General features: G+C 61.4%; 7 protein-coding genes. 5 read left to right on the forward strand and 2 right to left on the reverse strand.

Annotated features, from left to right (window positions below; all coding sequences use genetic code 11):
* Positions 1 to 486 precede the first annotated feature (486 nt).
* From AB7290_RS28295 to AB7290_RS28315, 5 genes are all read left to right on the forward strand, one after another.
* Complete coding sequence (locus tag AB7290_RS28295) at positions 487 to 1,635, forward strand: ABC transporter substrate-binding protein (protein ID WP_085404200.1); 1,149 nt, start codon at positions 487 to 489, stop codon at positions 1,633 to 1,635.
* Positions 1,636 to 1,678: 43 nt separating this feature from the next.
* Positions 1,679 to 2,722 carry a branched-chain amino acid ABC transporter permease gene (locus AB7290_RS28300; protein ID WP_085404201.1) on the forward strand — a complete coding sequence of 348 codons (1,044 nt, stop codon included), beginning with the start codon at positions 1,679 to 1,681 and terminating at the stop codon, positions 2,720 to 2,722.
* Complete coding sequence (locus tag AB7290_RS28305) at positions 2,719 to 4,488, forward strand: branched-chain amino acid ABC transporter ATP-binding protein/permease (protein WP_085404202.1); 1,770 nt, start codon at positions 2,719 to 2,721, stop codon at positions 4,486 to 4,488. The genes AB7290_RS28300 and AB7290_RS28305 overlap by 4 nt, the downstream gene beginning before the upstream one ends.
* On the forward strand, positions 4,485 to 5,198 hold the full coding sequence (locus AB7290_RS28310; RefSeq protein WP_014496276.1) for an ABC transporter ATP-binding protein: 714 nt from the start codon (positions 4,485 to 4,487) through the stop codon (positions 5,196 to 5,198). Before AB7290_RS28305 ends, AB7290_RS28310 begins: the two co-directional genes overlap by 4 nt.
* A 643-nt stretch (positions 5,199 to 5,841) precedes the next feature.
* The gene (locus AB7290_RS28315; protein WP_441254217.1) at positions 5,842 to 9,201 is read left to right on the forward strand and encodes an adenylate/guanylate cyclase domain-containing protein; all 3,360 of its coding nucleotides are present in this window, start codon (positions 5,842 to 5,844) and stop codon (positions 9,199 to 9,201) included.
* A 63-nt stretch (positions 9,202 to 9,264) separates the two neighbouring features.
* On the opposite strand, the gene AB7290_RS28320 is transcribed toward AB7290_RS28315, so the two are convergent.
* Together AB7290_RS28320 and AB7290_RS28325 are read right to left on the reverse strand one after the other, a co-directional pair.
* Positions 9,265 to 10,527 carry a patatin-like phospholipase family protein gene (locus AB7290_RS28320; protein ID WP_071915260.1) on the reverse strand — a complete coding sequence of 421 codons (1,263 nt, stop codon included), beginning with the start codon at positions 10,525 to 10,527 and terminating at the stop codon, positions 9,265 to 9,267.
* Between the two features lie 425 nt (positions 10,528 to 10,952).
* The gene (locus AB7290_RS28325) at positions 10,953 to 12,029 is read right to left on the reverse strand and encodes a hypothetical protein (RefSeq protein ID WP_441254218.1); all 1,077 of its coding nucleotides are present in this window, start codon (positions 12,027 to 12,029) and stop codon (positions 10,953 to 10,955) included.
* Positions 12,030 to 12,223: the final 194 nt, after the last annotated feature.

Raw genomic sequence — 12,223 nt, forward strand, 5'->3', positions numbered from 1 at the left:
CGGCCTTTTCGTACGCTCGATCGGCATTGAGGCGCCGCACTCTGGCGAAATTGTATGCAACAACATTTTTTCTGACAGAGCCGTGACACGTGTTGACGGCTCCGCCAACAATACTTTAGGCTTTAAGTAATTCCTCGCCGGCCAGGGACCGGTGGATGTTGCAGGGCACCGATTTTGAGAGACTCGATCGTGTGGACAGTCGCCGTGCTCGAACAGCCGGCAGCAACAGCATCGCCGGCCGCGCATCGCGGCCGGGCCAACGGCCTTTCGTTGCTTCAGGAAAGTCCCGCCCGCATCTGCGGATGGGCCTGTCGTTCGAGCGGCAACCAGCGCCATGGCCGCTGAGATCCGGCCGAGCAAACCCTCTTCGGTCGCGCCCGGATTTCGGCGCTGCAGCAAAGCTTTCAATCGGTTCATTCGTCGTTCGGGCTCCCCGCACGGCAGCTTCGAGGCATTCCTATCCAGCACCAACGGAGGAGAACGCGTATGCGCAAGACTCTGAGCCTACTCGCACTTGTCGCCGGACTCTTCGCAGCGCCGGCTACGCAGGCCGACATCACCATCGGCTTCGTCACCTCGCTGAGCGGCAACGGCTCGTCGATCGGCATCCCCTATGGGCGCGGCATCAACGCCGCTTATGAGTACAAGAAGACCATCAACGGCGAGACCATTCGCCTGATCCAGCTCGACGACGGCTCCGACCCGTCGGCCGCGACCCGCAATGCGCGCAAGCTGGTCGAAGAAGAGAAGGTGGACCTCCTGATCGGCACGGCCACGGCGCCCTCGACCATCGCCATGGCGGCGGTGGCGAGCGAGCTGAAAGTGCCGATGATCGCGGTCTCGCCGATCGGCAAGCTGCCGGATACGCCGGAGCAGTGGGTGGTGTCGGTGCCGCAGCCGGCCTCTCTCCTCGTTAAGATCGTCGCCGACCGCATGAAGCGCGACGGCATGAAGAACATCGGCTATGTCGGCTTCTCCGATGCCTGGGGCGACCTCGTCTACAACGGCGCCAAGGCCGCCGAAGCCGCCGGTGACATCAAGATTCAGACCAACGAGCGCTATGCCCGCACCGACACCTCGGTCACCGCGCAGATTCTCAAGGTGATGGCCGCGCGTCCCGACGCCGTGCTGGACGGCGGCTCGGGTACGCAAGGCGCGCTGCCGCTCCTCACGCTCGCCGAGCGGGGCTTCAAGGGAAACACCTACGGCACGGTGGCACTCGTCAATCCGGACTTCGTCAATGTCGGCGGCAAGGCGGCCGACGGCATTCAGGTCTCCGCGGGTCCCGTGATCGTCGCCGAGCAGCTTCCCGACGAGCACTTTGCCAAGAAGATCGCGCTGGATTTCCGCAGCGTCTACCAGAAGATCCATAACATCCCGACCACCGACGGCTTCTCCGCCTATTCCTTCGACGCCTGGCTGATTTTCGCCAACGCTGCCGAGCGCGCGCTCAAGACCGCCAAGCCCGGAACGGCGGAATTCCGTGCGGCGCTGCGGGACGCGATCCTCAGCACCAAGGAGCTGCCGGGCGTGCATGCCGTCTACAATTTCAAGCCCGGTGCGGTCACCGGCGTCGACGAGCGCTCGCTCGTCGTGGTGCGCCTGACCGGCGGCGCCTGGAAGTACGCGCCATAACCGGATCAATGGCCCCGGCATCACAGGGAGCAACGACGTCTCAATGACGAGCGACATTGCAGCCATTCTCGCGATCGACGGGATCGCCACCGGGGCCGTCTATGCCCTGGTGGCGATCGGGACCGTCCTGATCTTCACGGTGACGCGCGTCATCTTCATTCCCTTCGGCGACATCGCGGCCTTCACCGCGCTGACGCTTGCCGCCCTCGACGCGAAGCGCTTTCCGGGCACGGGAGCGCTGGTCGTGATCCTGGCCTGTCTTGCGACCCTGATCGAGATCATCTCGCTGGTGCGCTCCGGCGAACTCCGGCTGCTGCCCCGTGCGCTGTCCTTCTATCTCCTGCTTCCGCTCGCCGTGGTCGGTGCAGCCTGGCTTGTCATGCGCCTGGACCCGCCGCTTGCCGTCAGGCTCCTGCTGGCGCTGATGCTGATCACGCCGATCTCGCCGCTTCTGGATCGGATCGTCTTCCGTCCAATTGCTGACGGCACCGTGCTGCTGTTGCTGACGGTGTCCGTCGCGCTGCATTTTGCGCTGGTCGGCCTCGGCCTGTTGTTCTTCGGGCCCGAAGGGGTCCGAACCGAGCCGCTGACCTCGCTCTCGACCGAGTTCGCGGGCGTGCTGATCTCGGGCCAGACCATGCTGATCGTGATCGCGGCCCTCGTTTTCAGCGGCCTCCTCTACCTCTTCTTCGACTTCACGCTGGTCGGAAAATCGCTACGCGCCACGGCCGTCAACCGGACCGGCTCCCGGCTGATGGGAATACGCCCCGCCCGCGCCGGCACGATCGCCTATCTGCTGGGATCGCTGATGGCCGGCGTATCCGGCATCCTGATCGCGCCGGTGAACACCGTGTTCTACGATTCCGGCTTCCTGATCGGCCTCAAGGCCTTCGTCGGCGCCATCGTCGGCGGCATGACCAGCTATCCCGGTGCGGCGATCGGCGCCGTCGGCGTCGGCATCCTCGAAAGCTTCGCCTCCTTCGAGAGCAGCGCGCTCAAGGACGTCATCGTCTTTTCGCTGCTGATCCCGATCCTGATCTGGCGATCTCTCGCCTCGCTGCATTCCGAGGAGGAGATCGAGGAATGACGCGCCTCCACATCCAGCTTGCCGCCGTCCTCGCCGTGCTGTGTCTCGCGGTGGCTCCCTTCGTGCTCAGTCCGTTCAGCATCACGCTGATGAACTATATCGGCATCTATTCGCTGGTCGCCATTGGTCTTGCACTCCTCACCGGCGTCGGCGGTATCGTGTCGTTCGGACAGGCGGCGTTCGTCGGTGTCGCGGCCTATGCAACCGCGTGGGTCTCCGCGTTGAACGGGTACTCCCCGTGGCTCGGCCTCGTGTTCGGCGTGGTGCTGACCTGCGGCGTCGCAACCGTTCTCGGCGTCGTCACCCTGCGACTTCAGGGCCATTTCCTGTCGCTCTCGACCGTCGCCTGGGGCCTTGCGATCGGCTTCCTGTTCGGCAATGTCGAGGGGCTCGGCCGCTTCAACGGCATCTCGTCGATCCCGCCGATCAGCTTCGGTTCCATTGCGCTGGTCACGAGCGCCCAGATCTATTTCCTGATCTGGGGCATCGTCGCCGCAGTGCTTTTCCTCGGCTACAACCTGCTGGACTCCCGGCTCGGCCGCGCCATGCGCGTGCTCCGCGGCGGCAATACGCTGGTCGAGAGCCTCGGCATCAACGCTTTCCGCATCAAGCTCGTGACCTTCGTGATCGCGGCCTTCCTCGCCTCGCTCTCCGGCTGGCTCTATGCGCATATGAGCCGCTTCATCAGCCCGGGTCCGTTCGATGCCGGCATGGGCATCGAATATCTGATGATGTCGATGGTCGGCGGCGCCGGCAGCCTGCTCGGCGGCGTCGTGGGGGCCGCGGTCGTCACGCTGCTCAAGAACAGCGTGCAGGATTATCTGCCGCTGATCGCCAAGGGTGCCTCCGGCCAGCTCGAGATCGTCGCCTTCTCCGCACTGTTCATCTTGTTCCTGCAATGGGCCCGGCAAGGCATCGTTCCCTTCGTCGCCCGCTATCTGCCCAAGGCCAGGCGCGAGCGACCTCAACCGGCGCCGCCCCTGCCCCGTCGCGCGCAACCGACGCCCGGGGAGCTGCTTCTGAAAGTGGATGGTGCCGAGCGCCGGTTCGGCGGCCTCGTCGCGGTCAACAATGTCAGCTTCGAGGTCCGCGCCGGCGAAATCCTTGCCGTCATCGGCCCCAACGGCGCCGGCAAGAGCACGATGTTCAACTGCCTGACCGGGGCGCTCCGGGTCAACAAGGGTGAGATCGTCTTTGCGGGACGCCCGATCACGCATGACGCGCAGTCCCGCATCGCCAAGGCGGGCGTCGCGCGAACCTTCCAGCATGTGAAGCTGAGGCCGCGCATGAGCCTGCTGGAAAACGTGATGCTCGGCACCTATGCGCGCACGAGCGCCGGCCTGTTCGCCGGCGCCTTCCGCCTCAACGGGCGTGAGGAAGCCAGTACCCGGCACGAGGCGCTGATGCAGCTCGAACGGGTCGGGCTCGGCGAGAAGCCGTTCGAGCTCGCGGGCAATCTGCCGCTCGGCAACCAGCGCATCCTCGAGATCGCGCGTGCGCTCGCCGCTGACCCTGCGCTGCTGGTGCTGGACGAGCCGGCCGCCGGCCTTCGCCGCCAGGAGAAGCTGCGGCTTGCGGAACTGCTCAGGTCGCTGCGGGCGGACCATCTGACCATCCTGATCGTCGAGCATGACATGGAGTTCGTGATGTCGCTGGTCGACCGCATCGTGGTGCTCGATTTCGGCTCAAAACTCTGCGAAGGCGCGCCAGCCGCGATCCGCAGCGACGAGCGGGTGCAAGAGGCCTATCTCGGAGGCGTCGCGTGAGCGAGATGCTGTCCATGACGGATGTGACGGTCTGCTACGACAATGTCGAAGCGGTCCGCAACGTGTCGCTGTCGGTCGAGGAAGGTCAGATCGTCACCGTCATCGGCCCGAACGGTGCCGGCAAGACCACGCTGCTGATGGCGGCCATCGGCCTGCTGGCCTCGCGCGGCCGCATGGTCTTCCAGGGTCACGACATCGGCAGGATGTCGGTCGAAGACCGCGTCGAGCGCCGGCTGTGCCTGGTGCCGGAGAAGCGCGAGCTGTTCTCCGACATGACGGTCGCGGACAACCTCCTGCTCGGCTCCTACAGCCTGCGCGACCGCTCGGGCGTCCAGAAGACGCTGGACGAGGTCTATGACCGCTTCCCCCGGCTGAAGGAACGGCAGCGCCAGGCGGCAGGCACGCTCTCCGGCGGCGAGCGCCAGATGCTCGCGCTCGGCCGCGCGCTGATGGCCAAGCCGAAACTGCTCATGCTGGACGAGCCGAGCCTCGGCCTCGCGCCGCTGATCGTGCGCGAGATCTTTCGCACCATCGCGTCGCTACGCGACTTGGGCGTCTCCATCCTGCTGGTCGAGCAGAACGCCCGCGCCGCGCTCGAGACGGCTGACTATGGCTATGTGCTCGAGACGGGCGAGGTCGTGCAGTCGGGCCCGGCCAAGGACCTCATCCACGATCCCAGGCTGATCACGGCCTATCTCGGCGGGCACTAGCGCTGGTTCGGATCAGGCTCGGCGAGCCGTACAACAAAAATATCGAAAAACAACCCCATGCACAGTAGCTGGCGACAGCGATATCAATGGCTTGATACCCAGCAACTGCGGATTTAGCGAAATCAACTTGATCCGTCGGGCAAAACAGTGGCACAATGCCATCATCGCTGCCCATGGATAGCCGATGGCTTCCATCGCCAACTCGGACATCCCAGTTACTAGGGGATCAGCAAGCTAAAGCCCGCCCGCGACGATTGGGAACGGTGGAGCATACCATCACCCGATGAAATGGCGTCGCCTGCGCGCCCACATCTTGGGCGACAGCAAAGGCTAATCAATGATGCTCTAATCGGCGCGATAAATCGAACATCAGTTGCGCTCCATCTTGAATCCGCATTTTGGCACAAAGTGCATATTACGTCCGGCCTCGCCGAGCACCGCCATTGGCTCATGGCAGACCTATCGTGGCCGTCTGCTTGATGTCGACTTTTGACCCAACTGCGACATCGCTTGGCAGCATCCAGTTTTCGCCGGAGCCCTTTCAATTGGGCGAGAGGTCCGGCGATCTGCGCCTCCGGCGATAGATGCGCCTTCGCAGGCTATTCCAATGTGCTATTCTTATCGCATAAGCCATAGGTATCCCATGACAGGTACTGCGGAGTGGCTCGCATCGATCGGTTTGGGGGAGTACGCCCAGCGTTTCGCCGAGAACGCCATCGATTTCTCGGTCGTTAGCGATCTCACGGAGCAGGACCTCAAGGACCTTGGCGTCCTGCTTGGGCACCGGCGCAAAATTCTGCGCGCAATTGCAGAACTCAAGAGTGAAGTCCTCGTATCAGTCCGAACGGCCGCCAAACCAGCGCCGCGGGACAGCGCCGAGCGGCGCCAACTGACGGTCATGTTTTGCGATCTGGTGGACTCGTCGGCACTTGCGGCCCGACTGGATCCAGAGGACTTGCGCGCAGTCATCGGCGCCTATCACGACTGCATCGCGGATGTTATCGCCCGGAGTGAGGGCGTCATCGCGCGGTACATGGGGGATGGCGTGCTTGCCTATTTCGGCTATCCCCAGGCGCACGAGGACGATGCCGAGCAGGCGACACGCGCGGGACTGACACTGGTCGATGCCGTGGCCAATCTCCAGACAGATATCGGTACGAGACTACAGGTCCGCGTTGGCATCTCCACCGGAATGGTCGTCGTGGGCGATCTGACCGGCGAAGGCGCCGCCAAGGAGCAGGCGGTGATTGGTGAGACACCGAACCTGGCCGCTCGCCTGCAGCAGTTCGCCGAGCCCGGCATGGTGCTGATTTCCGAGAGCACCCACCAGCTCACCGATGGACATTTCGAGTACCGCGATCTCGGCCCTGTCGCGCTCAAAGGATGGGCGGAACCAATACCTGCCTGGCAGGTGCTCGGGATCAGTGGAGTGGAAAGCCGCTTCGAGGCGCAGCACAAGACGCGGTTGACATCGCCAATCGGGCGTGACGAGGAGATCGAGCTGCTGTTGCGGCGCTGGCGGCATGCCGCGTCAGGCGAAGGCTGCGTCGTGGTTCTAACTGGAGAGCCGGGTATCGGTAAGTCGCATATCGCGCTGGCGCTTCAAGAGCGGCTCCAGGCCGAACCACACATTACGGTACGGCACTTCTGCTCGGCGCACCACGCCAACAGTGCGCTGTATCCATTCATCGTCAACCTCGAACGTGCCGCCCGGTTCGAGCGAGGCGAGACGCCGACGGAGAAGTTTGCCAAGCTTGAAGCTCTGCTCTTGCGGTTTGGCGCCGATGCAGACCGCGTGGTGCCGGCCCTGGCCAATCTTCTGTCGCTTCCGCTCTGCGATCGCTATCGCCTTCCCGAAATGACTCCGCAAACCCGCAAGGACATGACGCTGGCGGCGTTCCTGGCCCAGCTCGAAGCATTGGCGGCGCGTCAGCCGGTGTTCGTGATATTCGAGGATGCCCATTGGGCGGATCCGACGTCGCTGGAACTGCTCGCGGTTACACTGGAAAAGCTGCCGCGGCTTCGCGTGCTGCTGCTGATCACGGCGAGACCGGAGTTCGCCCCGCCCTGGCCTGGTCATGCCCATGTGACGACGATCTCGCTCACGCGGCTCAGTCGGCGCAACGGGGCGGCATTGGTCGAGCGCGTCACCGCCGGCAAGACGCTCCCCGAGGAGGTCATGCACCAAATCCTCGCCCGTACCGATGGCGTACCCTTGTTCGTCGAGGAACTGACGAAGGCCGTGCTCGAAACCGGGCTGTTGCAGGAACGGGACGACCATTACACGCTCAGCCGTCCGCTACCATCGATGGCGATTCCGACGACGTTGAGCGCATCGCTGATGGCCAGGCTCGACCGATTGGCTCCTGTGAAATACGTGGCTCAGATCGGCGCCGTCGTGGGGCGCGAGTTCTCCTACGAACTGCTGAGCGCCGTTGCCGAGTTGCCAAGGCAGACGCTGGAGGAAGCGCTTGCCCAGCTTGTCCGGGCGGAGCTGATATTCTGCCGGGGCGAGATACCCCGGGCTGTCTATACTTTCAAGCATGCGCTGGTACGCGACGCTGCAGAATCCGGGCTGCTGAAGAGCCGACGCGCTACGCTGCACGCCACCATCGCGGACGTGTTCGAGCAACAGTTCCCGGAAATCGTGGAGGCTCAACCCGAGACTCTCGCGCTCCACCTCACGGAGGCGGGACTGTTCGAAAAGGCAGGAGAATATTGGCTTCAGGCGGGAAGGAAGGCGGCCATGCGCTCCGCCAACCTCGAAGCTATCGCACACCTGCGGAAGGGCATCGAGGTGTTGGCCCATTTGGCCGACGGTGCTCGGAAGGACAGACGAGAGCTTGATTTCCAGTTCGCGCTGGGACCATGCCTGATCGCTACCCAGGGACCGGCATCGCCACATGCGGTGGCGATCTTCGCTCGCGCGCGCGAGCTGTGCCAGCGCCTCGCCGATCCCCCCGAGCAACTACAAATCATGTTCTGGTTGACCACCGCGAGCGTCATTCGTGGTGAGTTGCCGGTCGCCGAAGAAATGATCTCGGCGCTGCTCGAACTCGCGGAGGCGCGCGGCGATCGACCAACGTTGCTCAACGCGATGCGTGGACAAGGCATGATTCGACTTTTCATGGGACATCTCGAAGGAGCCCACGAAGTGATCGTACGGGCCTTCGAAGCGTTCGAGGCAAGCAACGAGCAGGACAGATTGGCGGCGCGTGCCGCCGGCCAGGATGCGGGCGTGGCCGACCTTGCCCTGATGTCATGGGTGCTCTGGCTGCTGGGCCGCCCCGATACCGCGCTCGCACGACTGGATACCGCCATTCGGCGTGCCGACGCCATTGGTCATCCGCATTCGCAGGCCTATGGATGTTACTATGCGTCCATTCTCCACGCTCTTCGGGGCGAGTTCCTGACTGCGCACGGCTATGCGGAACGCTGTCTTGCCTTGTCGGAGGAGCACGGATTCCGGCAATGGAGAGGATTGGCGCGCGCCGTTCGAGGGATAAGTGCCACCTTTCTTGATCCTTCGTCCGCCGCGCTCGCGGAAATCCAGGGGGCGATGAACGAATATCGCAACGCGGGCTATCAGCTCGGCATCACGGCCCTATACGTGCTCCTGAGCCCGGCCCTATTGTCGAGCCGTCAGCGCGAAGCCACGCTCGAGCTGATCGAACAGGGCCTTGCCACAACCAGCCGCAATAGCGAGCGGATATTTGAGGCCGAACTGTACCGACTGAAGGCGCGCGCGCTGCTCTTCGATGAAGTACCGGGAGCCGGCACCGAGGCGCAATCACTGTTCGAGCGCGCACTGACAACTGCAACAAGCCAACACGCCAAGGCCCTTGAACTTCGAGTTGCAGTGGACCTCGGCGCCTTGTGGGTCGATCAGGGCAGACACAAGGACGCGCTCAATCTGCTCGCGCCCATCTACGCCGGCTTCGCCGAGGGTTTTGAAACGCAGGATCTAAAGCAAGCGAAGGCACTGCTCGATCGACTGCAGTAATTTTTCCCGGATCACAGATATTGGAGTCTGGTTCAGCGGTCGCAGAGCTACTTGCCTTTGGCACTAGGCATCCGCTCGCTCTTGGCATTTACGATACGTATCTTTCACCTTTTGCCATCCCTCCTTGTCGTTCTTCTCTGGATGCTCATTTATGAAGTGTGGCCCTTCATGCGGGTCGAGGTCTGCATGTGCGTGATACCTCTTGATTGCTTGTTCCGCAGCGGCTCTTCCCAACACTCGCCCGTTATAGAGGTTGCTGTGATTCCATTTGAAATTGATGTGCCCCGGCACCTGGATCTCGACGATTATGCCTTCCCATTTGGGTTCGTCGTACTGCACGTGATATTTGAAGATCCTGACGTCGTCTTCGCCAACGGTCGCTGCGAATAATTGGCAAAGATTCGCCAGGGCATCATGAAGGTCTTTCGGTTTGCGGACCTGCTTCGAATCGACGATCCTGCTCACCCATATTTCGTCCAGATCACGGTGCTCCTCGAGCAAGCTCTCGAAGTTGACCGTGTCGATCAGCGCTCCTTCGCAGTACGTAACTCCGTCGATCTCAACTGTTTCTTCGATGAAGGGAAGAGCTGAGCACGCACATAGGCTGGACGCGCTGATTGGCCCTTTGTACTCTTTCTTGTCGGCTTGCTGGATCATTGGTCGGTTGGAAAACAACGCGAGCTTATGGTCATCAAGATTCCAGGCGTTGTGAAATATGACGGGCTTTCCAGGCTCTTTGAGCGCTTCGAACTTTATGCTCTTCATGAACTGGCTATTCGGATAGTTGATCTTGGAGAGGCCAGTGACATGGGACAAGTACATCATTGACGTGAGATAGCGAACGAAGGGATTGGGTGCCAGGACCTGATTAAGGATCCATCTGTTGATGTCTCCGTCGTCCGGGATCGTGAACTTCTGTTGAGGGAACCAGAGCGACATAGAATCCCTGAAGGCATTCACCATGGTCGATGGGTCCCATAAATGCAGATAGTTCTTGGGATCCATGACGAAGCTGGTCAGAGCCCTGCTCATGCTTCCTGCCCAATCCGGACCAAACACGGTGTTTATGGGGAAGCGCTTATAGCCTTCGTCGTCTCGAAACACGCCATTCTTGAAGAATTGATAGGTCTTTTCCGCCCTGGCTTTGTTTTCAACTCCATCAAACTGATTGTAGACGATCCCAACCCAAGCGCCGATGCAGGACAAAGCCCACACGTCAAACCTTATATCTTCGTTGGCAAGGGCTTCCAGAACCCCGATGTGCAATCCTGCTGCCGGACCGCCTCCGCCGAGCGCAATCGCTCTCTTTACCATCGGATCCTCCATCTGATTTATCGTGTGGCTTATTCTCCAATCAACTTTCTGAATTGCGTGAAGAGATTGGTCATTCTTGGGCTCTCGGCCGCACAGAATGCCATCGAACCAAATCTGACAGTTCATAGAGCCAGCATTGCGAAATACGATACGTGCGACGGAGCGGTGGACGTCGATATTCGATCTCGAATCTGCTGATCCCACTGGCGCACGAAGAGCCTGCTTAGCCTATCGCGGTCTGAACCGTCCATTTGTGAACCACTTCACGTACGATACTTATTGCCGCCCATGGCCGCGGACCTGTTGTCCAATCGCGACTTCCGTTATTGGCCCAAAGCGGACGCTTTGTAGTCTTTGCTCAGATGTCGGCTTGTGACCCGGAACGGACATATCGAAATCAAAACAGACCGAAACGGACGAGAAGCACCGCGACTCAACTACGGGAGTCCTTTTGTCACCGTAAAGGGATTGAACCCACGTTCCGCGAGGGCAGCCCACGAAGCTGCGCCAAGATGTGACAATCGGAAATAGAGCCGCGGTTTGGTCGGATCGGTGTCCAACACGAACCCGGTCGGCAACTCGCGGGCAGTTGTGGCATAGAACCCACCATCCGGCGACCTCTGGGATTCGACTACAGCGATCAACGAGTCTGCTCTCCCAGTCCTGCCGAGCAATTTCATCAAGAGAGCCATTTGGCCCGTTCCTTCGGTCCACACACCGTCTCGGTCTTCACCGTAAGAAAAGCCCTCATCGACACTCATTCGCTGTTCGGCGGTCGTAATTGCCGATGCAAATTTCTCGGCCGCTCCGTGGAGCGCTATTAAAGGCCTGACCTGAGCATCGAGAGCCAAAATCGGATTGTGCGTGACACCGTCTTCAGCGGTACCTGCGGCGAAACAGGCGCATGCCGGATCCCACATCGTATTTACGAAGTACTCAGCGACCGTTGCCTTATCGCGCCAGCGCGAATCCCCTGTACGGATCGCAAGAAGGCCAAACGCGGCGGCGAGGTCAGTATTATGTTCAGTCGATTTCCACGCCCGCACTTCCGGCGTCGGTTCGTGCCCAAACGTACCACCCGTGAAACCGCCAGTACCGCGCGTATCGGCCCATTGCGCGACCCAGGCGCCAAGCCGTGCTGCACCATCGCGGAACCGAGGGCCGGCGTTCACATCATCAAGCGACAGCAACGCCAACATGGCCCATGCCATGTTACCAACATCGCTGCCCACCTGATATCGATCCTCTAACCATTTGTTCTGAGTATTGTCCCACCACCCCGGAAGTTTGACGGGGCCATTCCCCACCACGCCCGCGGCGTAAGCGTTCCGGAGCCGTCCATCATGCCAGGTGCGGTCGTTGTCGATGGCCCAGAGAAGCGCCGAGCCAATCCGATACGCTTTGTCTTGCTCACCGCAACCGACCAACGCGATGGCGGCTACCGCATTGTCATAGAGGTAGGCGGCGCCATGCAGAGGCCCCGATTCGACGGTCGGATAGCTGGGCAGGAACAACGGCCCTGATGGCGGTGCCTTATCAATTAGACCAGCGAGGTATCCGCACGCTGACGTTTTTGGTGCTGTTGAGGCTTGCAGTGGAGCGGAGGCCATCATGATTGCGAAAGTCGCGACGATCCAAGTCTGAAGGCAGAGTCCGCGACAACGGTAGAAGCAACAAGTGATTGGTGCCGGTAGCATTTCGCTGCCTC

The sequence above is a fragment of the Bradyrhizobium sp. 613_E4_N2_2 genome, from assembly GCF_052075995.1.
GTDB classification, from domain to species: Bacteria; Pseudomonadota; Alphaproteobacteria; order Rhizobiales; family Xanthobacteraceae; genus Bradyrhizobium; species Bradyrhizobium barranii.

Coding starts and splice junctions, on each gene's coding strand:
- AB7290_RS28300 (WP_085404201.1), top strand. CDS start 1,679: ATGACGAGCGACATTGCAGCCATTCTCGCGATCGACGGGATCGCCACC.
- AB7290_RS28295 (WP_085404200.1), top strand. CDS start 487: ATGCGCAAGACTCTGAGCCTACTCGCACTTGTCGCCGGACTCTTCGCA.
- AB7290_RS28315 (WP_441254217.1), top strand. CDS start 5,842: ATGACAGGTACTGCGGAGTGGCTCGCATCGATCGGTTTGGGGGAGTAC.
- AB7290_RS28320 (WP_071915260.1), bottom strand. CDS start 10,527: ATGGAGGATCCGATGGTAAAGAGAGCGATTGCGCTCGGCGGAGGCGGT.
- AB7290_RS28305 (WP_085404202.1), top strand. CDS start 2,719: ATGACGCGCCTCCACATCCAGCTTGCCGCCGTCCTCGCCGTGCTGTGT.